The organism is Cellvibrio sp. QJXJ, from assembly GCF_024452345.1.
GTDB lineage: Bacteria > Pseudomonadota > Gammaproteobacteria > Pseudomonadales > Cellvibrionaceae > Cellvibrio.
Genome location: NZ_CP101662.1, coordinates 3,194,971 through 3,217,458, shown reverse-complemented (window position 1 = coordinate 3,217,458; position 22,488 = coordinate 3,194,971). Strand labels below are relative to the sequence as shown.

General features: G+C 51.2%; 20 protein-coding genes. 18 read left to right on the top strand and 2 right to left on the bottom strand.

What is annotated here, in order from left to right:
- Positions 1-194 precede the first annotated feature (194 nt).
- The 5 genes from NNX04_RS13995 to NNX04_RS13975 all read left to right on the top strand — a co-directional run bounded on the left by NNX04_RS13995 (position 195) and on the right by NNX04_RS13975 (position 5,406).
- Positions 195-1,283 carry a DUF2914 domain-containing protein gene (locus NNX04_RS13995; protein WP_261946167.1) on the top strand — a complete coding sequence of 363 codons (1,089 nt, stop codon included), beginning with the start codon at positions 195-197 and terminating at the stop codon, positions 1,281-1,283.
- A 90-nt stretch (positions 1,284-1,373) separates the two neighbouring features.
- Positions 1,374-2,759, top strand: a complete 1,386-nt coding sequence (locus tag NNX04_RS13990) for a glycosyltransferase family 4 protein (protein WP_261946166.1) — start codon at positions 1,374-1,376, stop codon at positions 2,757-2,759.
- Positions 2,746-3,555 (top strand): class I SAM-dependent methyltransferase, encoded by an 810-nt coding sequence (locus tag NNX04_RS13985; RefSeq protein ID WP_261946165.1) that lies wholly within the window; start codon positions 2,746-2,748, stop codon positions 3,553-3,555. The genes NNX04_RS13990 and NNX04_RS13985 overlap by 14 nt, the downstream gene beginning before the upstream one ends.
- The gene (locus tag NNX04_RS13980; RefSeq protein ID WP_261946164.1) at positions 3,552-4,640 is read left to right on the top strand and encodes a prenyltransferase; all 1,089 of its coding nucleotides are present in this window, start codon (positions 3,552-3,554) and stop codon (positions 4,638-4,640) included. Before NNX04_RS13985 ends, NNX04_RS13980 begins: the two co-directional genes overlap by 4 nt.
- A 40-nt stretch (positions 4,641-4,680) precedes the next feature.
- Complete coding sequence (locus NNX04_RS13975) at positions 4,681-5,406, top strand: 16S rRNA (uracil(1498)-N(3))-methyltransferase (RefSeq protein WP_261946163.1); 726 nt, start codon at positions 4,681-4,683, stop codon at positions 5,404-5,406.
- Between the two features lie 123 nt (positions 5,407-5,529).
- Here NNX04_RS13975 and NNX04_RS13970 read toward each other — a convergent pair whose 3' ends face one another.
- Together NNX04_RS13970 and NNX04_RS13965 are read right to left on the bottom strand one after the other, a co-directional pair.
- Positions 5,530-6,675: a PilT/PilU family type 4a pilus ATPase gene (locus NNX04_RS13970; RefSeq protein WP_007639271.1), complete on the bottom strand. Its 1,146-nt coding sequence runs from the start codon at positions 6,673-6,675 to the stop codon at positions 5,530-5,532.
- A gap of 90 nt (positions 6,676-6,765) precedes the next feature.
- Positions 6,766-7,800, bottom strand: coding sequence for a type IV pilus twitching motility protein PilT (locus NNX04_RS13965; protein WP_007639272.1), 1,035 nt, complete (start codon positions 7,798-7,800; stop codon positions 6,766-6,768).
- A gap of 75 nt (positions 7,801-7,875) precedes the next feature.
- Between NNX04_RS13965 and NNX04_RS13960 the strand changes: the two genes are divergently transcribed.
- The 13 genes from NNX04_RS13960 to NNX04_RS13900 all read left to right on the top strand — a co-directional run bounded on the left by NNX04_RS13960 (position 7,876) and on the right by NNX04_RS13900 (position 22,446).
- A complete protein-coding gene (locus NNX04_RS13960; protein WP_261946162.1) occupies positions 7,876-8,577 on the top strand; it encodes a YggS family pyridoxal phosphate-dependent enzyme in 702 nt (233 codons plus the stop codon).
- Between the two features lie 29 nt (positions 8,578-8,606).
- Positions 8,607-9,455, top strand: coding sequence for a pyrroline-5-carboxylate reductase (gene proC, locus NNX04_RS13955; protein ID WP_261946161.1), 849 nt, complete (start codon positions 8,607-8,609; stop codon positions 9,453-9,455).
- 68 nt (positions 9,456-9,523) lie between these two features.
- A complete protein-coding gene (locus tag NNX04_RS13950; protein ID WP_151055054.1) occupies positions 9,524-10,123 on the top strand; it encodes a YggT family protein in 600 nt (199 codons plus the stop codon).
- A 247-nt stretch (positions 10,124-10,370) separates the two neighbouring features.
- Positions 10,371-10,913: a sigma-70 family RNA polymerase sigma factor gene (locus NNX04_RS13945; protein ID WP_151055053.1), complete on the top strand. Its 543-nt coding sequence runs from the start codon at positions 10,371-10,373 to the stop codon at positions 10,911-10,913.
- Positions 10,910-11,620 (top strand): anti-sigma factor, encoded by a 711-nt coding sequence (locus tag NNX04_RS13940; protein ID WP_151055050.1) that lies wholly within the window; start codon positions 10,910-10,912, stop codon positions 11,618-11,620. The genes NNX04_RS13945 and NNX04_RS13940 overlap by 4 nt, the downstream gene beginning before the upstream one ends.
- 111 nt (positions 11,621-11,731) lie before the next feature.
- Positions 11,732-12,580 carry a BRO family protein gene (locus tag NNX04_RS13935; RefSeq protein WP_261946160.1) on the top strand — a complete coding sequence of 283 codons (849 nt, stop codon included), beginning with the start codon at positions 11,732-11,734 and terminating at the stop codon, positions 12,578-12,580.
- Between the two features lie 172 nt (positions 12,581-12,752).
- Positions 12,753-14,342: a DUF4331 domain-containing protein gene (locus NNX04_RS13930; RefSeq protein ID WP_261946159.1), complete on the top strand. Its 1,590-nt coding sequence runs from the start codon at positions 12,753-12,755 to the stop codon at positions 14,340-14,342.
- Positions 14,343-14,351: 9 nt separating this feature from the next.
- Positions 14,352-14,852 carry a cadherin-like domain-containing protein gene (locus tag NNX04_RS13925; RefSeq protein ID WP_151055045.1) on the top strand — a complete coding sequence of 167 codons (501 nt, stop codon included), beginning with the start codon at positions 14,352-14,354 and terminating at the stop codon, positions 14,850-14,852.
- A 132-nt stretch (positions 14,853-14,984) separates the two neighbouring features.
- On the top strand, positions 14,985-16,118 hold the full coding sequence (locus NNX04_RS13920; protein WP_261946158.1) for a tetratricopeptide repeat protein: 1,134 nt from the start codon (positions 14,985-14,987) through the stop codon (positions 16,116-16,118).
- 2 nt (positions 16,119-16,120) lie between these two features.
- Positions 16,121-17,254 (top strand): HupE/UreJ family protein, encoded by a 1,134-nt coding sequence (locus NNX04_RS13915; protein ID WP_261946157.1) that lies wholly within the window; start codon positions 16,121-16,123, stop codon positions 17,252-17,254.
- A 7-nt stretch (positions 17,255-17,261) separates the two neighbouring features.
- Entirely contained in the window at positions 17,262-19,337 is a 2,076-nt protein-coding gene (locus NNX04_RS13910) for a TonB-dependent receptor (RefSeq protein ID WP_261946156.1), read from the top strand.
- Positions 19,338-19,547: 210 nt separating this feature from the next.
- Positions 19,548-20,138, top strand: a complete 591-nt coding sequence (locus tag NNX04_RS13905; RefSeq protein WP_261946155.1) for a PEP-CTERM sorting domain-containing protein — start codon at positions 19,548-19,550, stop codon at positions 20,136-20,138.
- Between the two features lie 283 nt (positions 20,139-20,421).
- Entirely contained in the window at positions 20,422-22,446 is a 2,025-nt protein-coding gene (locus NNX04_RS13900; RefSeq protein WP_261946154.1) for a dynamin family protein, read from the top strand.
- The last annotated feature ends 42 nt before the right edge of the window (positions 22,447-22,488 follow it).

Sequence of the window (22,488 nt, the reverse complement as noted above, 5' to 3'; positions counted from 1 at the left end):
TTGTTGCAACTGCATCCTTAGTGGCTGTGTTGGTACTCTTGTTGGTAGGCGGTTTGGCGCTTGCGGCGTTGGATAAACATTTTGATGCGGGGCGCGAGCACTAACTTTTGCGATAGTTCACAGCCCGGCAGCGGTTAACCTATACACTGCAGTGACTTATTGGCTATTTTGTCGATAACAACGAGTGATAGTGAATGATGTTGTCGGTGCGTGCGAGAATTACAGCGCTGGTTGAGTGGCTATTTGCGTTTGCGCAGCGCTATCCGTTTGCGATAGCGCTGTTTGGTTTTGTCTCAGGTGTGCTCAGTTTTGTGATGGTCGAGCGCAATCAGGAGTTGGTGAAAGTCATTGCCATCCTGATGCTGGTGAGTTGGGTATGGCTGGCATCAGAGGTTTTGTTAACGCGCGGTATATTTCACTGGTTTGGCTTTAAGTTGCCGCCCGCGTTGGTCAGTTTTGCCACGCAGATGGTGCATCAGGAAAGCCTGTTCTTTGTTGTCCCCTTCTTTTTTATCACCACTGCCTGGAATAGCGGGCAGATGGTATTTACTGCATTTTTAATCGTCGCCGCGTTTGTCTCGATTGTTGACCCTATTTACTATCGCTGGTTGGCGCCGCGCCGTTGGCTGTATTTTATTTATCATGGCGTTACGATTTTTGCGGTATCGCTCACTGCCTTACCGATTATTTTCCAACTGCCGACACCCAAGGCGTATCTCTATTCGCTACTTATTGCGGTAGCGCTCACCCTGCCCAATGTGGCGCGCTCACTGCAATTAGTGTGGTGGAAGCGCTTTTTTGTGGTGATCTTGCTGGCGGCTGCCGCTGGTGCCTTGGGATTATTGATGCGCCCCTGGATTCCACCGGCGACGCTTTGGCTTACCGAGGTGGCAATCACCGATGAAATAAATACTGAAGATCGCGTACCGATGCGTGTCTATAAAAAGGTGTCCGCTGAGCAGCTGCGTAACGGTATTTATGCCTACACGGCGATCCACGCTCCGCGCGGGTTAAATGAGCGCATTTACCATGTGTGGACTCATAACGGCAAAGTCATTGATAAAGTGGCGCTGCATATCAGCGGTGCGCGCGAGGCGGGCTATCGCTCCTGGTCGCGTAAAGAAAATTTCCCCGAGGATTCCGTCGGGCGTTGGAATATCCGGGTGGTAACTGAAGCCAATCAGGTCATTGGTATCCTGCGCTTTCAGGTTGTTGCAGCCCCTGCTACGGAATTACCGAGTAAGGAACCTGTTACCGCGCCCGAATCTCTACCCAGCGAATAGCACCAGCCAGAAAACTGTCGGGCAGCACCGACAAACACCTGTCGGCAACAAACACCTATAATGCGCAAAACATTCAGGTGTCTGTTGTCCATGTCTTATTTCCCCGTCACCAATCACCAGCCCAAAACTACAGGCGCAGCGCCGTCTGCAGCACGTGCCGATGTTTCTCCGACTAAACCACGCGCCTTGCGTATCGCGTTATTGGGCTACCGCAGCCACCCGCATGTGGGCGGGCAGGGGATTTACTTACAGTATTTGAGCAAAGCATTGGTGGAGTTAGGGCACAGCGTTGATGTCATTTCCGGCCCACCCTATCCTGAATTAGATCCGCGTGTACGCTTGATCCAACTGCCAAGCCTCGATTTATACGCGCACCCGAATCCCACCCGCGCACTGCGGCCACAACATTTTTTATCGCTCGCGGATTTTTACGAGTGGTGGAGTAAATTGAGCGGCGCCTTTGGTGAGCCTTATTCATTTGGCCGCCGGTTATGCGCGCATTTTAAAAAACACAAACCGCAGTACGATATTGTCCACGACAACCAAAGTCTTTGTTACGGTTTACTGGATTTGCAAAAACGCGGAGTGAATGTGATCGCCACTGTGCATCACCCGATTACGCAAGACCGCGATCTCGCACTGGCTGCGGCGACGGAAAAAGGCCAGCGCTGGTTGATCAATCGCTGGTACAGTTTTTTGGCGATGCAAAAAAAGGTGGTGCAGCAACTCAGCCATGTGATCACCGTATCGCAGCAATCGCAGCGCGATATCGCCGCCGCATTTGATCGCCCAGTAGAAAATATCCATGTCATTCCCAATGGTGTGGATACCAGTATTTTTAAACCGCTCGACAATATTTCGCGCGCACCATTCCGGTTAATTACCACAGCCTCCTCTGATCAGCCCTTGAAGGGATTAAGCGTGTTATTGCGCGCGCTGGCGTCACTGCGCAATGAGTTTCCCGAGTTGCAGTTAATTGTCATCGGAAAATTGAAAGAGAATGGCGAAACGCAAAAAGAATTACAGGCGTTAAATTTACAAGACGTAGTGCAATTTAAATCCGGCATCAGCAATCAGGAACTCGTCGAAGAATATGCGCAGGCAAGTATCGCTATAGTGCCTTCGCTCTATGAAGGGTTCGGTTTGCCCGCTGCCGAAGCCATGGCTTGTGCAGTGCCGTTAATTTGCAGCGACGGCGGTGCATTGCCAGAAGTAGTGGGCAAGGCCGCACGTTTGGTGCGCGCAGGTAACGTTGAAGATTTGCAAAGCGCGCTGCACGAATTATTAAACAACGAAAAAACACGCGAGCAATTAGGCGCACAGGGTCGCGCACATATTCTGCAACAACTCAGTTGGGATTGCGTCGGTAAAAAAATGGAACGCTACTATTATCAGGTGTTGCAACAACAGTTGCAGGTTGATCCAGTAGTTGAACGTGAAGTAGCGAGTGAGCGAGTGCAAAATGCTTACGATTAATTTTCACGATTTTCCGCTTAACGCAGGCGACCGCGTATTGGATCTCGGCTGCGGCGAAGGCCGCCATGTGATCAATGCCTATTTGCACGGCGATGTCACCGCCATCGGTGTCGATTTAAATCACCGCGATCTACTCACCAGCCGCGAACGCTTTTTACCTTTTGCCCAAGCTTCAGGTAATAAACAATTTTATCTGCAACAAGCGGATGCGACCCAATTGCCCTTTGCCGACCACAGCGTCGATAAAATTATTTGCAGCGAAGTACTGGAACACATTCCCGACTATCAAGCCGTGCTCGCTGAAATCGAGCGCATCTTAAAACCTGGCGGCCTGCTGGCTATCACCGTACCGCGCGCCTGGCCAGAAAAAATCTGTTGGTGGTTAAGCCATGAATACCATCAAGTTGAAGGTGGCCATATTCGTATTTTTAATGGCGCACATCTGCGTCGTGAAATAGAAAAACAATCATTTCAATTTTATAAACGCCACTGGGCGCATGCACTGCATTCACCTTTTTGGTGGCTAAAATGCCTCTGGTGGAAAACCCAGGATACTAATCCGCTCATCAAAAGCTATCATCGTTTATTAGTCTGGGATTTAATGGAAAAACCCTGGATTACACAAACCCTGGAAAAATGGCTGAATCCGATTATGGGAAAAAGTGTGGTGATGTATTTTAAAAAAATTGACCCCACCCTAGCCCTCCCCTTGTCAGGGGAGGGGATTAAAACTCCTCCCCTTTATCAAGGGGGAGGCCGGGAGGGGGTTGTGCGGGCAGGAGGGGGTAACACATGAAAAATTTATTACTCACCAAAGGATTTTTCCCCGAGTCGCTCCTGCGCCCAACCGTCAATTATATTTTGCAAACCCAATTACCTAACGGCTGCATCCCTTGGTTCACAGGCGGAAAAGCTGATCCTTGGGATCATATCGAAGCCGCCATGGGTTTAACTATTGGCGGTGAATTAGCAGCTGCGCGCCGCGCCTATCAATGGCTTGTGCAAGAACAACTTGCTGACGGCAGTTGGTGGGCAAATTATCTTGGCGATGAACCGGTCGATAAAGATCATCGCGAAACCAATTTTATTGCCTATATCGCCACGGGCATTTGGCATTATTATTTAGTGACGGAAGATGCAAGCGTTCTGCGCGAATTTTTTCCGACTGTAAAAAAAGCGATTGAATTTGTCTTGCGCTACCAGGCATCGACGGGCGAAATCTATTGGGCAGTCGCCGAAGATGGCAGCGCAAAAAAAGATGCGTTGGTAACAGCATCCAGCTCAATATATAAAAGCCTTGAATGCGCGATTTTAATCGCACAGACACTGGGCGAAGAATCGGCGCATTGGTATAAAGCGTATCAACATCTCGGAAATACATTACGTCATCATCCCGAATGTTTTGATCGCACCTGGGAACCCAAAACCCGTTTCTCTATGGATTGGTTCTATCCCATTCTGACGGGAATTGCGCAGGGCAAATCCGCGCAGCAGCGCATTGACAATAAATGGCATACCTTTGTTGAACCCAATATTGGTTGCCGCTGCGTAAGCGATGAACCCTGGGTAACCGTTGCAGAGTCCTGTGAATTAACACTCGCATTATTAGCAGCAGGCGAACACGCCAAAGCGGTGAATTTATTTAGTTGGTTATTCCAATTTATGGATGAAGATGGCGGCTATTGGACGGGCTACAATTTCCGCGATGACGTAATCTGGCCGCGCGAAAAAACTACCTGGACCACCGGCGCGATTTTATTAGCCGCCGATGCCCTCACCGAACATACAGGCGCGGCGCGTCTATTTATTCAATCTGCATTAATAGTGGAATCTGCAGTGGATGATACAGACCAATCACTGCATGCCAAAACCGAGCATTGATTTTTGCGAAACTAATTGATCTTTTAAGAAACTAGCGACTATGCGAATCCCACGAATTTTTACCGAACAAAATTTGCTGAGCGGCGAACAGATCGAACTGGAAGAAGCCGCCTCGCACCATTTAAGCAAGGTGCTGCGCATGCAAGCCGGGCGCGAATTGATTTTATTCAACGGTGCAGGCGGTGAATTCGCTGCGACTATCCATGAAGTGAATAAAAAACATGTGATCGTCAGCGTGCAAGAACACAGCGCCGAAAACCGTGAATCGCCATTGGAACTGGAGCTTGCGATTGGTATTTCGCGCGGTGAACGGTTTGAATGGGTGCTACAAAAAGCCACCGAACTCGGCGTCACCAAAATTACACCGCTAATTACTGAACGCACTGAAGTGAAAGTGAATGGTGACCGCCAGGAAAAAATGCACGATCGCTGGCAACATATTCTCATCAGCGCCTGCGAGCAGTGCCAACGCAATTTATTGCCGCAATTATCCGCCCCCATCCAAATCTTCGATTGGCTTCCTAGCGTCAATTCCGATTTGCGTTTTGTATTACATCACCGCGACAGCAAAACGCTACCCGCTGAACAAAAACCGCAAAACGTTACCTTGTTGATTGGCCCAGAAGGTGGATTAAGCGAGAGTGAAATCGAACAGGCCTTGGCGAAAAATTTTAACGCGCTCACCCTCGGGCCAAGAGTATTGCGCACAGAAACTGCGCCAGTTGCGGCAATTAGTTTGGTGCAGTATTTGTGGGGGGATTTTTAGTAATCGATCTGGGTGGATAATAACTACTTTTTTGGTTATCGAATGTAGGCTATCGAGTTAACTCCCCCGCCGGAAAATCCTAGCGGGGCTATTACAAAAAAATAATTATGTAAGCGTGGAAGGTTAAAACATTTTCCCGCGATTATTTTGATCGTCAGATTGGATCGACAAACTATCTGCCGCATGGGACAAATAATTTGAATCGGTTTCCGAGGCGAGTTTAATCATCAGGCGCAAGTCGTTGGGTGAGTCGGCGTGCAGCAGCGCGTCTTCGTAGGTGATTTCACCGGCGTCGTAGAGTGCATAAAGCGCTTGGTCGAATGTCTGCATTCCTAATTCGGTGGAGCGTTTCATCAATTCTTTTAATTCTGATACTTCCCCTTTGCGAATTAAATCCTGCGCCAGTGGGGTGTTGATCATAATTTCCAGACAGGCGCGGCGGCCATTGCCGTCGGGTGTGGGGATTAATTGCTGCGCCACAATCGCTTTTAAGTTCAGTGATAAATCCATCCACAATTGGCGATGGCGATCCGCCGGGAAGAAGTGAATGATACGGTCCAGCGCCTGGTTGGCGTTGTTGGCGTGCAGCGTACACAAACACAAGTGACCGGTTTCCGCAAAGGCGATGGCGTGATCCATGGTTTCGCGCGAGCGCACCTCACCAATCAAAATCACATCGGGCGCCTGGCGCAGGGTATTTTTCAGTGCAACCTCAAAGGATTCGGTATCAATACCCACTTCGCGTTGGGTGATGATGCAACCTTGGTGCTGATGGATAAATTCAATTGGGTCTTCGATGGAAATAATATGGCCTTTGCTATTCTGGTTGCGATGGCCAATCATGGAGGCGAGTGACGTGGATTTACCGGTACCGGTCGCGCCTACAAAAATAATCAGGCCACGTTTGGTCATGGCCAATTCTTTAATAATTTCCGGCAGGCCCAATTCATCCACTTGCGGAATTTTGGTTTCAATACGGCGCAATACCATGCCCGCGAGGTTGCGCTGGTAAAACGCGCTGGCGCGGAAACGGCCAATACCGCGTGCACTTACCGCAAAGTTAAGTTCTTTTTTCTCCAGAAATTCATTACGCTGTTTTTCATTCATCACACTCAGCACCAGCTCGCGCGCTTTTTCTGGCGCGAGTGGTGTGGCGGTCACGGGCACAACCTTGCCGTGGACTTTGATCGAAGGCGGTACACCGGCGGTGATAAATAAATCCGACGCGCCTTTTTCTACCATCAAGGACAATAACCGATCAAAATCCATAACAATGCACCTTAAATATTATTGAAAAGTTGTGCTGCAAAAAATGATTAAACCTTTTGTTTCTAACTAGACGTTTTCAGGGGCTTTTAGTTAGAAGTTTTCCGGGAATTTGGCTTTGGATTTGGCGGCATCGCGGCTGATAATGCGGCGCGCGACCAAATCGGCCAAGCACTGATCCATGGTCTGCATACCGAGCGATGCGCCGGTTTGGATTGCCGAATACATTTGCGCCACTTTGTCTTCGCGAATCAGGTTACGGATCGCCGAGGTGCCGCGCATAATTTCGTGCGCCGCGACACGGCCGCCGCCATTTTTCTTCATCAGGGTTTGTGAGATTACCGCTTGCAGCGATTCCGACAACATTGAACGCACCATGGATTTTTCGTTCGCGGGGAATACGTCCACGATACGGTCGATGGTTTTGGCGGCGGAGGTGGTGTGCAGGGTGCCGAATACCAAGTGACCAGTTTCGGCGGCAGTTAACGCGAGACGAATAGTTTCCAGGTCGCGCATCTCACCGACGAGAATAATGTCCGGGTCTTCACGCAGTGCCGAGCGCAGTGCTTCGTTAAAACCGTGGGTATCGCGGTGCACTTCACGCTGGTTAATCAAACACTTTTTGGATTCGTGTACGAATTCAATCGGGTCTTCAATGGTGAGTACGTGTTCGTATTTGTTGTCGTTGATGTAGTCGATCATCGCCGCGAGCGTGGTGGATTTACCCGAACCGGTCGGCCCGGTCACTAACACTAATCCACGCGGTACCGCGCAGATATCGCGGAACACATTGCCCATGCCCAATTCTTCCATCGTTAATACTTTGGAGGGAATGGTACGGAACACGGCGCCGGCGCCGCGGTTCTGGTTGAAGGCGTTCACCCGGAAGCGGGCCACACCGGGCACTTCGAACGAGAAGTCGGTTTCCAGAAATTCTTCGTAGTCCTTGCGCTGCTTGTCATTCATAATGTCGTAAATCAAGCCGTGCACCTGCTTGTGCTCCATGGGCGGCAGGTTGATACGGCGCACGTCGCCGTCGACACGAATCATCGGCGGCAAACCCGCCGAGAGGTGCAAGTCAGACGCGCCTTGTTTGGCACTAAACGCCAGCAGTTCGGTGATATCCATCAGAGCAACCTTTTGTTATTCGTCTGCGCCGCAGACGTTTGTGGGCAATTTCAGCGATTTTTAAGAAAACGGAATATGCACAAGATAGACGACCAGCTCGCGAAAGTCACCGCACGAATTCATCAAGCTGCCACAGCTGCCGGGCGAAATCCGCAAACTGTGCAGTTGATCGCTGTGAGCAAAACCCAACCTGCACAAGCCTTGAGCGAAGCCTATGCTTGGGGCCAGCGCGCCTTCGGTGAAAACTACCTGCAGGAGGCGCTGGACAAACAAGTCCAGCTGGCGGGTTTGACGGATATCGAATGGCACTTTATCGGCCCGATTCAATCCAACAAAACCCGCCCGATTGCCGAGCACTTTGACTGGGTGCACTCGGTCGACCGGCTTAAAATCGCCCAGCGTTTGCATGAGCAGCGGCCTGAATCCCTGCCGCCGCTGAATATCTGTGTGCAGGTGAATATAGACGATGAAACCACCAAGTCGGGTATCAGCCTCATCGAATTACCCGCGTTAGTTGCCGCCATAGCGCCGTTGAATCGCCTAAAGCTGCGCGGTTTGATGGCAATTCCGGCGGCGACGAATAATACCGATCAGCAGCGCGCTGCCTTTGCCAAATTGCGCCTGGCGCTTGCGGCATTAAACCAGCAGGGCTATGGGCTGGATTGCCTGTCCATGGGCATGTCCGGCGATATGGAAGCGGCCATTGCCGAAGGTGCGACCCATGTGCGGGTCGGCACCGATATTTTTGGCGCGCGCGCCAAACCGGCGACCGCGTGATTACTTTTACTTTTTGTTAAGGATTTATTGTGGCTACACCAAAAATCGCAGTACCCAAGACAGCACCCAAGATTGCCTTTATCGGCGCGGGCAATATGGCCAAGGCCATTATCGGCGGCCTGCTTGCCGAAGGTTTTAATCACAGCCAGATGCTCGCTGCCGGCCCGCGTCAGGAAACGCTGGATAAAGTGCAGCAGGAATTTGCTATTGAAACCACCACTGACAATAACGCGGCGGCGGCCTGGGCGGATGTAATAGTGCTGGCGGTTAAACCGCAAATGCTTAAAGAAGTGACTCTGGCGCTGCGCGATTCGCTGTCGCATCAGCCGCTGGTTATTTCGCTCGCGGCGGGCATTACTACCGACAGTATCGGCGTTTGGTTGGACGGCGACTTGCCCGTCGTGCGCTGCATGCCCAACACGCCTTCACAATTGCGCGCCGGTGCCAGTGGTTTATTTGCTAACAGCCGGGTGAATGATGAACATAAATCCCTCGCCAACGCGATTCTCGGTGCAGTAGGCATAGTGCAATGGTTGGATGACGAAGCCTTATTAAACCCGGTCACTGCCGTCTCCGGCTCCGGCCCCGCCTATTTCTTTTTAATAATGGAAGCCATGATTGATGCCGGTGTGGAGCTGGGGTTGAGCCGTGAATGTGCGACGGAGTTGACCTTGCAAACCGCGCTGGGTGCCGCCATGCTCGCTAAAGAAAGTGAGTATGATGTGGCCGAGCTGCGCCGCCGCGTTACCTCGCCCAAGGGCACTACCGAGCAGGCGATATTGTCATTTGAGCAGGATAATATCCGCGCCGTTGTCGCCCGCGCCATGACGGCCTGCAGCAATCGCGCGGTGGAATTATCGGAACTATTAGGTAAGTAACTGGCGCCTGTAGGTAAGTAACAGCGTCTGTTGTCAGGCCAGAATTTCTTTCATCACCGGAGCTTTGCATGTTTGCCAATATTTTGCATTTGATCGCCTACAGCCTTTTGTCGCTGGTGCTACTGGTTGTAGTGCTGCGTTTTTTGCTGCAACTGGTGCGCGCTGATTTTTACAACCCCATCTCCCAGGCGCTGGTTAAAATCACTATGCCGCCACTGCGCCCGCTGCGCAAAGTGATCCCCAGTATTCTCGGTATCGATACAGCGTCGGTAGTATTGATCCTGCTGGTGCAGTTGATTGCGAGCGCCATTCTCTGCCTGATCACCGGCTTGACCGGGTTAATCGCGCTGCCGCATATCCTGCTGGCCTGGGGGTTTGTGGGCGCGCTCACCATCATCGTAAACGTGTTCTTCTGGTGCATGATTATCAGCATCATCGGCAGTTTTATCGCGCCCATGAGCCATCACCCGCTGCTCAGCCTCGCCAATCAAATTATCGATCCGCTCTGCAAACCTATCCGCAAAGTGATTCCACCGCTAGGTGGGGTGATTGATGTCTCGCCGATTGTCGTGCTGCTCGGCCTGCAGATCGTGGAGAAAATCCTGATCCGTGAACTGGCCATTTGGCTGCAACTCAACCCGCAAGTGGTGCTGGGTTACTGGTACTAGTTTCTTTCTTGTTGCTCCCTCATTACCTGCTGGCAGTGGCGCTTATGCAACTGCCAGCGGCTATCTCCCTTCTTTTCTATTCCTCCGATACTGCCTTGCGAGTGCGCAGGGCGTCTCATTTCAGCAATTCTGTAAAAAAATTGAATCCAAAACCCGCGGCAGGCCGTAAAGCAACTGAATGGGCCACATTCTGGCGGAGTCCAGTGGCCCGATGAATCCTCAACGGTTGATAACAACGAGAATGACTATGGATCCGAATCAGGAGTTTTTGCAGCTGCTCAGCGCCACCGCACAGGGCGATAGGCAGGCTTTCGCCAACCTCTACCAGCGCAGTGCGGGCAAACTTTACGCCGTCAGCCTGCAGATGTTGCGCCGTCGCGATTTGGCGGAAGAGGCGGTACAGGAGGCATTTGTGCGGATATGGCACAACGCGGGCGAGTATCAGCAGGAGAAGGGCGAAGTGCTTACCTGGATGATCAGCATAGTGCGCTACCGCGCGCTGGATATGCTGCGCGCCACCAAGAGTCGGCGCGAGACTGGCGCCGAGGAATTGGAAGAGGCAGTTCATCATCAGACACCCGAGCAAGAGTTGTATGAGCAGCGCGACCGGGTGCGCATCGACCGCTGCATGGATCGGTTGGAAGACAGCCAGCGCAGCGCCATCGAACTCGCCTATTTTCGCGGTTTGACCCACATGGAAGTCTGCGCCCGGATGGAGCTGCCACTAGGCACCATCAAAACCTGGATTCGTCGCGGATTGGAACGTTTAAAGAGGTGCCTTGAATCATGAATTACCTTACCGATGAACGTCAAAATGCACTCTCGGCTGAATATGTGCTCGGCAGCTTGCAAGGCCCTGCGCGTGTCCGCTACCAGCGACTGCTGATGCAACACCCAGGCCTGCGCTCCAGCCTGTGGCGCTGGGAGAGTCGCCTGAATGAGTTGGGTGCTGCACTGCCCAATGTCCAGCCCGCGCCCGAGGTGTGGGAGCGTATCCAACAGCAGTTGGGTTTTGTCAGCACCGGTGCTAGCACCGACAGGGTCAGTAATGTGCTGGCACTGCCGCAACGCAAACCACGCGCCTTGCAATGGTTCGCCGGGTTAGCTACCGCCGCGGCAATCCTGATGGCGGTCTTGCTGGTGAATCTGCAACCGGTCGAACCTTTATCGCCGGCCCAAATCGCCGTGGTGCAAAGCGAAAAAGCCCAAGCCCTGTGGTTGATTGAATTACGCGAGGACCAACTAGTGGTGAGCGCCACCGACAAGTTCACCCCGCTGGACAATCAGGACTATGAATTGTGGATGGTCGCCGCCGATGGTCGCGCGCCAATCTCACTCGGTCTGCTCCCCAAAACTGGCAAGTTGAGTTTGCCGCGTTCGGCACTGTTTGATCAGCTACAAGTCGCCGCACTCGCAGTGAGTTTGGAACCACTCGGTGGATCGCCCACTGGCCAGCCGACCACCGTGTTGTACACGGCGGAATTGGTGGCGATGTAAGTGTTTTTGCAGGGATAAAAAGTTAGACTCCTGATTTGTCCGGTTGGTGATCTTGCTTATCAACCGGACAGTATTTCGATGTGCTAACAACAATTTACAGGATGTTAAGAGATGAAAATCTTACCGACAGAATTTGATGGAAAACCTATTCGCCGCGTTTACGACGAAGAAACTGAAACTTGGTGGTTCTCGGTGATTGATGTGGTGCAGGTGCTGACCCAGCAACCGGATTATCAAGGAGCACGCAATTATTGGAAGGTATTGAAAAACCGCTTAGCCAAAGAGGGTAGTCAACTGGTTACAGATTGTAACCAGTTGAAAATGCCTGCTGAAGACGGCAAGCAGCGCTTAACAGATGCGGCAACTGCACAGACTCTCTTGCGTCTTGTGCAATCAGTGCCAAGTCCTAAAGCCGAACCCATCAAACTCTGGCTGGCGAAGGTCGGTTACGAACGTATGCAGGAAATGTCAGATCCGGGGCTGTCGCTAAATCGTGCCCGTGAAACCTGGCAGCAGCAGGGGCGCAGCGAAAAGTGGATTCAGCAGCGCATGACGGGGCAGGAGACGCGCAATAAACTCACTGATTATTGGGCAAGTCACGGTGTTAATAAAGGTGATGAATTTGCCATCCTGACGAATATTATTCACCGCGAGTGGGCCGATGTGAACGTCAAGGAGCATAAAGCGCTGAAAGGTTTGGAAAGCCAAAATCTGCGCGATCATATGAGTGAAGCCGAACTGATTTTTACCGCACTGGCCGAATTATCTACTCGCCAAATAGCGGAAGCAGAAGATGCAACCGGTATGGATGAAAATAAAGCCGCAGCCAGTCAGGGTGGTGGCATTGCCAAACAGGCGCGTATTGCACTGGAGCAAAAGACCGGTAAGTCGGTAATTAGCGATACCAATTTTTTACCGCCTACTGCTAAAACTATTAATACCAAGCCCAAAAAAGAATAGTGTGTTGATTTTGTTGTATCCAAACCCCGCCCCGCGCGGGGTTTTTTATGCCCGCTAAAAAATATTTTTGCGCACTTACACGATAATTAAAAAATAATCACAAAAAGTTGAATCCAAAAATCAACTTGAGCCGTTTGCTGTTGTGAATGTCACAACAACCAACGGAGTCATCATGAAACATAATTATTTATCGGCCGTTATTGGTACCCTCTGTGCAAGCCTGCTTGCCACTGGCAGTTTTGCATCATCCCACCGCGAAGCGCCGAATATCACCCGCGCACCCGCGCTCGATTCAACCGATTTTTACGCGTTTAATTCCTATGAAAGCGGGCGCGAAGATTATGTCACGCTGATCGCCAACTATATTCCGCTGCAAGATGCCTACGGCGGCCCCAATTATTTTGCGATGGACCCACACGCTGTATATAGCATCCACGTGGATAACACCGGCGATGCTGTAGAAGACCTTACCTTTGAATTTCGTTTCAGCCAGGCACTGGCAGGCGGTGAAGGTGTAAAGCTGACGGTAGGGCCGGAAGGTAACAGCCGTTCAGTTGCGGTTCCTTTGAAAAATGTCGGCGGCATTTCTGCAAGCGATATGGCTGCTGCTAATTTCAGTGAAAGTTATACCGTGAAATTGCGCACAGGTGATCGTAAAACCGGTATGCGTTCTGATGTCACTATGGCATCGGGCATGGGTATGACATTTAACAAACCACTGGATTTTATTGGCACCAAAACATTTTCATCCACACAGGCTTATGCCAATTACGCCAACAGTTTTATTTATGAAATTGCGATTCCCGGGTGTAGTGCCAACGGCAAAGTATTTGTCGGCCAGCGCAAAGATCCCTTTGTGGTCAATCTCGGAAAAACATTTGATTTGGTTAATTATGTTCCCGTCGAAGGCGATAGTGCCGCTGGAGCTGGCGACGGTGGTGGCTTCCCCGGTGGTATTACCCAATCGGCAATGAATGATGATTTGCTCGATAAAAATGTCACCGCCATTTCGCTCGAAATTCCCAAAAGCTGTTTGGTGGGCAGTGGCAATGGTGTGATTGGCAGTTGGACTACTGCGAGCTTGCCGCAGGCGCGTATTTTAAATCCGCAGGCATCGTTTAATAAAACGGAAGTAAATGGCGGTGCGCTCACCCAGGTGTCGCGTTTGGGCAACCCACTGGTGAATGAATTGGTGATTGGTTTAAAAGATAAGGATCGCTTTTCCACTGCCGAACCAAAAACAGATGGCCAGTTTGCTGATTACGTTACGCATCCCTCGCTACCTGAATTATTAAATATTTTATTTAAAGATGCGGTTAACACCACGCTCGGTGCCAATTTGCCCACGCTGGCGCCCACTAATTTCCCGCGCATGGATTTAGTCACCGCTTTTCTCACCGGCTTCCCCGGCGTCAATCAATTAAAAACCGTTACGCCGTCAGAAATGTTGCGCTTGAACACTGGCATTGCTGCAACGGCACAAGCGGAGCAATCCAATTTTGGTGTGGCGGGTAATGATCTGGCTGGTTTCCCTAATGGCCGTCGCCCGGGTGACGATGTGGTGGATATTGCGTTGCGCGTTGTTATGGGGCGTTTGTGTTATCCAATTCCTGTTGGCGGTGTGGATACCGATTTGGGTTTGTGTAAACCCGAAGACGCCAATGTGGGCAATGTGCCTTTCACCGACGGTGCACCACTTAACGCGATGATGATGAAAAATTCCTTCCCTTATCTGGCCGATCCACTGCCCGGTTCTAACTAAGGAGTTGCCATGAAAATTTCTAACGCACTCTTACCGCTGATTTTGTCGGGCAGTTTATTCATCACGGCTTGTGGTGGTGACGGCGCTAAAAAACCAAAAGTCAATGCGCCACCCACGGCAAATAATGCGGCGCTCAGTACCAAGGCCGACACGCCATTTACCGGAAAATTAATGGCGAGTGATTTGGATAAAGACATGCTCAGTTTTGCAGTGGTGACAGCACCACAAAACGGCATGCTTAGCCTGCAAACCGACGGTAGTTTTAGTTACACCCCGGCGCCGGATTTTGTGGGTGCTGATCAATTTACCTTTAGTGTGAGCGATGGCAAAACCAGCTCGGCGGTAGCCACAGTCAATATCACTATTGATTTACTGACGGTTGCCATGAGCAGTTATACCCGCACGGCATTTAATCAACAGCCCAACGATACACCCTTGTCACTCAACAGCCGCAACATCACGCAAGATGTAAGTGATGAAAACGCGTTTGATGATCTGTTGGCGCCTTAACGTGAAATAGTTGTTGATTAAAAGTTCCTTACCTTGATGCCCGCTATGGATGGCAGGCTTTTTAAAATTCATAAAAATATCTCCGTTAAAAACGACTCTATTTTATTAGCTGAATTGCAGCGGGTGTGACCGATGAAAACATTATCTTTGTTAATCTGGGTTGGATTTTATCTTGCCCTATTGTTGCCAACCGCCAATGTATTGGCGACAACAAATGCACAAACATTGACCCAATCAAACGCACGTTATCAACCCCACTCACCAGAGCAAATTATTGCGCGTTGGGATACAACTGCCGCGCAAGTAACTAACACAACGCGGGTGATGAATGCTGATAGCATCAGCCAATTAGCGAATGATTATTTAAGCAAAGCATCACAACCGGGTTATAGCCATCTTTACGGTATAGCTGAAGCAGTGTTAAAGCCGCAGGTTGAATCCGGCAGTAATCACTTGCCCACACTCCTGGCCTGGGCGCAGGTACAACAACATCAACATCGTTTTAGTTTGGCTCAGCAAACACTCAGCCTTATTTTGCTGCAAGACGCAGCGCAACCAACGGCGCTGTTATTAAAAGCGCGTTTGCATTTAATTCAGGGCGAATTATCTGCCGCCAAAAAAACCTGCATGGCTTTGCTCGGCAAAGTGGATTTACTGACCCTGGGTGCGTGCAATTTGGAAGTGCGCAGCAGCGAAAGTGAGCAGGCATTGCGCGAAAGCTATGCGCAGTTACAACAATTAATTGCGAGCCAAGGTTTACCCAGGGATGAACGCAACCTCTGGCTATTACAAATGTTGGCGGATATGGCGCTGCGTTTGAATCAACCCGAGCGCGCCTTGCAGCATTTACAGCAGGTTAGTCATAAGAATTCCCTCAGCTATTGGGTGCAGTGGGCTGATATTAATCTGGCGCTGGGCGATTCGCCTGCGGTAATCCAGCAATTAACGCCTTTAATAAATAATGCGCCGCAGCAGGATGATGCGCTGTTGTTGCGCCTAGTGATAGCGGAAAAAAATCTGCTGCAGGATTCGCCAATACACGAACAACTTGCGCAGCGAATGCAGTTGCGTATTGCACGCGATGATCAAGCGCATGCCGCTGAAGTGGCACTGTTTTTTTTGCAAGTGCAACCGGATGCACAACAAGCGCTCTACTGGGCTGAACGCAATTGGCAACTGGCGCGGGAAGCAAGCGATAAATTATTGCTGGAACGTGCGCAACAAGCCGTTGCGCTTGACCTGACTCATTTGCAGCAGGAGGGTTAAGCATGACGCAGATAAAAATGTTGCATCGATTTTTTGTATTGCTGTTGATCAGCTGGGCTTTTACCAACCAGGCTGCGGCCCACCAACTCAGTACCGCCTACGCGAATGTGCAAATTAATTCGCAGGGATTAGTAACCGGTGAGCTGCAAGTGCGCCTGTATGATTTGGAGCGTGCGCTACTGGTGGATGTGGATGGCGACGGCCAATTGCGCTGGCAAGAATTACAAAATCGTGCAGATGCCGTAAAAAAATATTTAACCAACCACTTGCAATTGACGCGCGGCAGCGAGTGCCCGGTGGTATTGGGTGATGACTGGCAAATTGATGCGCATTTTAATGAAGCTTATGTGGTAATTCCGCTGCGTGCGCAGTGTTCACTTGCTGGCGATATAGCTGTTCACTACAGCGCAATCTTTAAAGACGATGCCGACCATAAATTATTGCTGACACTTTCCAGTACCAGCAATAACAAATCATCCAGTATCAGAGTGCTGGACGATACACAGCGCCAGATAAACTGGCAGGCGGAGCAGGGCAGTAAACTTGCGACGCTGGGTGAATTTATTTATCAGGGCGTGCTGCATATTTGGATTGGACTGGACCATATTTTATTTTTGCTGTTGTTGTTAGTCGCCTGTGTGGTGGAGCGGCGCAACCATCGCTGGCAGGCGGTCAGCAATAATCGGCAAATTATTATTAACGCTTGCTGGATTGTCACTGCATTTACCCTCGCGCATTCCATCACCCTGACACTTACGGCGCTACACATTATTCAACTGCCGAGCCGCTGGGTGGAATTGGGTATTGCAGTCTCGGTATTGCTGGTTGCCCTCAATAATATTTTCCCGCTGTTGCTGCGTTTGGGTTGGCTCACCTTTGGGTTTGGTTTGCTACACGGGATGGGTTTTGCCGGCGTGTTAGGTGAATTGGGTTTGCCTGCCGATCAACAACTGTTGGCGGTGTTGGCCTTTAATCTGGGCGTGGAGTTGGGGCAAATGACAATCGTATTACTGCTGTTACCGGTGTTGATGTTATTGCGCCATTACTTTTGGTATGCGCGCTATGCCTTGGGAGGCACCTCGGCAGTGATTGCGTTGGTGGCAGTGCAATGGATTTTGCAGCGCTGGGCAGCCTAGGAAAGTGATGATGAAAAAAATACAGTATTTTTTTGCAGCGATTGTTATTCCACTTTACGGCAGCGCCAGTGAGCCGGAGCGACTTGCGCTTGCCACCGCGACAAGGCCAATGCCAGCACTGGAGAATTTAGTGGTCTACGGCCATCGCCTGAATTTAGTGGGCAGCAGCTTGGCGGCCGCAGAGGGTGTTATCGGCAGTGCTGAAATTGCCAACCGACCACTTGCGCGCACCGGTGAAATTCTGGAAATGGTTCCCGGTATGGTGGTTACCCAGCACAGTGGTTCCGGTAAAGCGAACCAATATTTCTTGCGCGGTTTTAATTTGGATCACGGCACTGATTTTGCCACCAGCATCGACACTATGCCGGTAAATATGCGCAGCCACGGTCACGGTCAGGGCTATACGGATTTAAATTTTATTATCCCTGAATTAATTCACACCATTCATTATCGCAAAGGCACTTATTACGCCGAGGTCGGTGATTTTTCCGGTGCAGGAGCGGCAGCGTTTGTAGTAAAAAATACCTTGGATAATAGTGAACTGGCGCTTACCGCGGGTGATTACGGCTATCAGCGTTTATACAGCGCGACACCAATCATTATTGATGATGGGCATTTATTAGTTGGAATGGAGGCGCAAGCTTACTCGGGCCCCTGGAAAGATATTGATGAAGACCTGCGCAAAACCAATCTGCTTGCGCGTTATTCATCGCGCCTTGCCGGCGGTGAATTTTCACTTACAGCGATGGGCTATCGCAATCGTTGGAACTCGGCCGATCAAATTCCACAGCGCGCGGTGGAGCAGGGCATGATTGACGCACTGGGCTCACTGGATACCGATGTGGGAGGTGATGCCAGCCGTTACAGTCTGTCAACACAATGGGTGAACGCCAATTGGTCGATCAGCGCTTACCTTGTTGATTCAACATTACATTTATTTTCCAACTTCACCTATTTTTTGGATGACCCGGTTAACGGTGATGAGTTTGAGCAAGTGGATGATCGGCAACTGCTCGGCGGTGAGTTGGTGCGCAACTGGCAAACCAGCCTTGCCGGAAAATCCGCAACCCATAAACTCGGTGTGCAAATTCGCCACGATGCGATCGATGAAGTGGGCTTGTATAAAACCCGCGCGCGCGAACGTTTGTCAGCGACACGCGTAGATGCAATTGATGAAACATCGCTGGCGCTTTTTGCGCAGAGCGATATTCAACTAAGCGAGAAAATTCGTGCTCATCTGGGCTTGCGTCATGATTATCTGCAAGTGGAGGTAGATAGCGATCTTGCACAAAACTCCGGCAGGGCATCAGATGACATTACCAGTATTAAAGCGGGTGTGAGTTATAGCTTTAGCGATAATGTTGAAACCTATTTAAACCTCGGTCAGGGTTTTCATTCCAACGATGCACGCGGTGCAACAATTGTGATTGATCCGCTATCGGGTGAGCTGAGTGAACCGGTGGATTTATTATCGCGCTCACAAGGGGCAGAGCTGGGTGCAAAATTATTCGATAACCGGCGCTACAGTATTTCCACATCGATTTGGTACCTGGCGCTGGATTCAGAATTATTGTTTGTGGGCGATGCGGGCAATACCGAGGCGAGTCGCGCCTCTGAGCGTTCTGGTGTCGAAATCGCCAGCTATGTCTGGTTTGCCGAGGGCTGGAGCCTGGATACCGAACTGGCCTGGACCCACTCGCGTTTTAGCGAACAACAAACTGTGCAGGGCAAGTATGTGGATGGTTCGCTGCCGTTTGTCGCCAGTGCCGGTGTGAGTTATGCGCCGGCGGCACAGGGCTTTCATGGCAATTTGCGCTACCGCTATTTTGGCGCGCGGGTTTTGGACAGTTTTAATCAGCAGCGCGCGTCGTCCACCAGTGTGGTCAACCTGGGTTTAGGCTATCGCTGGGCGCAGTGGTCGCTGGGGTTGGATCTGCTCAATCTGGCCAACAGCCGCGATCACGACATCACCTATTTTTACCCCTCGCGCCTGCCGGGCGAGGTGGACGAGGGGGTGGAGGATGTGCATTTTCATCCGCTCGAACCGCGCAGCCTACGCGTGTCGGTGCAGCTGGATTTTTGATTGCGGGTGTCGGTTTTTTTTACATATTGTGACATTTCAAGCTTTTATCCACTGCAGTGAAATTTATTTAACTTAATGATTATTAAGGATTTATTTTATCTAGAAAACCGAATTTGGCGCGTGGATCATTTTTTGCATATAAAAGGGGGTTCATTATAGTTAGTAGAAATATTAACTATTCTATTTAGATGCTTATAAACGGACATACCTATGAAACTGAAGCAGCTCTTATTAATTCCCTTTATGTTGTTGGTCAGCATTAGCGCCAGCGCCACCATTATTGATTTTGACAGCCAGGTCGCGCCTGGTACTTTTGGGCCAAGTTCCGGTGCTGGTTTTGTGGATTCAGGTTTTGTATTCAGCACTAATATGGATGTGATTGATGTAAGTGAAACCGGTGGTTGGTGGGGTACTGGTACCGGTGGTGGCCACAGTGGCAAGTTTGCTGCGTTGAACAACTATGGCGATGATATGTTCATGACCCAGCAGGGCGGCGGTAGCTTCAGCGTGCAGGATCTGTGGCTGCACGGTTGGCAAGCTGAATGGCAAACCGGCGCTGTTATCGGCTGGTTCAATGGTGGCCTGGTAGATATGGTTGAAGTCAGTTTCAGTAGCCCCTGGCAGAACGTGGCGCTGAACTTCGCCAATATCGATACCTTGCAAATCACCTCCAGCTATTATTTTCTGGTTGATGATATCCAGATTAATAGCACCAGCGTGCCAGAGTCATCTTCCCTGGTGTTAATGGCGATTGCATTGGCTGGATTGGTCTGCCTGCGTCGTCGCAAGCAAAATGTCTAAGTAAGACAGCTTTGCAAACCCTGAAAAACGCAGCAGCTCGCTGCGTTTTTTTTGCCCCAACAATTCCCTCATCGCGCGCGGTGCGCGCCGCAATTCCCTGACAGAAAGATGTTGTAAAGTCGCAATTTAGCCGCCACTCAGCCCCCGCAATTAACCGCTGGCTGCTCAACTTCTAGCCAATGGCGCGTTTTTCGGCTTTAATGCTCCTCTACCTAAAATAATTATGTAATCACCCTTTGGTTATTTCGCTGGGTTATTACTAACAACAGACGAGATTCGCGTTATGGACGTCAGATCCTTGCATCGCCAAATGACCCATTACAACCGTTGGAAGCGCCAGTTGGATGAGCGCCTGCAGCGGTTTGAGCATTGGGGCAAGGCGCACAGCCTGTTTGGCCAGAGCATGGACAAAACCCTGCACCGCGCCCGTCAGCTGTTGCGCGGCGAGAGTTTTACCATCGCCTGCGTCGGCGAATTCTCGCGCGGTAAAACCGAGCTGATTAACGCGCTGCTCTACGCTGGCGGCGGTCGTCGCCTGTTGCCATCGCAACCGGGCCGCACCACCATGTGCCCGACCGAAATTTTCTGGGATGCTAGCCAGCCCGCCAATTGCGTGCGCCTGCTCCCCATCGAAACCCGCCGCAGTAATACCAGCCTGCAGAGTTTCAAGCGAATCCCGCAAAAGTGGGTGACTATTCAGTTTGATGCCAGGGATTACGAACAGACCCGCGCGGCGATCAATCAAGTCTCAGCCAGTAAACAGGTCAGCGTGGCCGATGCAATTAAGTTAGGCTTTGCCGAGGACGAGCTGGGTGAGCGCGATGCCCAGGGCATGGTCACTCTCCCGGCCTGGCGCCACGCGCTGATTAGCCTCGATCACCCATTGCTGCGCCAAGGTCTGCGCATTGTGGACACCCCCGGCCTGAACGCGCTGGGCAACGAACCTGAACTCACCTTAAAAACCCTGCCCGATGCCCAGGCGATTTTGTTTTTGCTCTCTGCCGATGCTGGCGTGACTGCGAGCGATATGGAGATCTGGCGCGAGCATATTCAGGGCCTGCGCGACAATAACTGCACCGCCGTCATCGCCCTGCTCAACAAAATCGATAGCCTGTGGGACGACCTTACTCCCGCCGATGAAGTGGCGGCGAGCATCGATCGCCTGCGTCAGCTCACGGCGCATCAGCTTGGCCTCGCGTCACAGCATGTGGTGGCGGTGTCGGCCAAACAGGGGCTGCTCGGCAAAGTCGGGCGCAATCAGGCGCAACTGGCGCGCAGCAACTTCCCGCAGTTGGAATCCATGCTTGCGGAAGCGGTATTGCGCAACCAGCAACAAATTATCGGCCACGCGCTGATTGGTGACAGCTACGCCATGGTGATCAATACCCGCAGCGGGTTGGCCAAGCGCATCGCCGAGTGCGAAGCAGAGTTGGAAAGTTTGCGTGCCGCTGCCCCCGAGCAGGCCAACGAAAAATTACAGGCATTGCGCGACACTATTCGGCGCACCCATCACGAATACCATAAACAAGCGCTGTCGCTGCGCACCAGTCAGCGCTTATTGGAATCCCAGCAATTGTCGTTGTTAAGCCCGATTGGCATGCCGTCACTGGACCGGCAAATCGAGGAGGCGCACAGCAACCTCGCCCAGAGTTGGACAACCTTGGGGTTAGCGCGCGCCATCGCCAGTTTCTTTGACGCGGTGGACAGCAACATTAATCACCTTGAGCGGGAGATAGAGCGCTGTAACCGCGTGCTCACCTCTATTTACGAGCGCCCGGAGCACAGCCTGTCGGGTGATGATTTGATGATGCGGCACCTGCTTAAAATCCAGAAGCAGCGCCGCCAGTTACGTCAGTTACAGACCCGCGCCGAGAAGTTCCGCAAGTCGCTCACTACCGTACTCACCCATAAAAGTGCGCTGATCAGCCGTTTTATCAATACGTTGGTGCAGGAGGTGCGCGCGGTATATATGGATCTGCATCAGCACATCAATCACTGGATGCAGGAAGCATTGGCGCCGCTGTTCCATCAAAACCAATATCAAAAGCAGCTGCTGGAACACCACATGTTGCGGCTCACACAAATGCAGTCCCAGCGCAATAGTCACGCCGAGCAGCTGCAAACCTTGCAGACCAACCTCTACCAGTTGCAATCGGCGCTGATGAGTATCGAACCGCTCTACCGCGAAATTCTGGCCGAACCCCTGGAGCCAGAATTGATGGATGATTTACCTGCCAGCACCGACACCACCGGCGCACGTGTGCTGCCCTTTGCCAAAAGCAAAGCGGTGTTGCAGGGCAACTCATAAACTCTACCTTGCAGCAGGCAGGTGCTCTCTTTAGACTGTCGC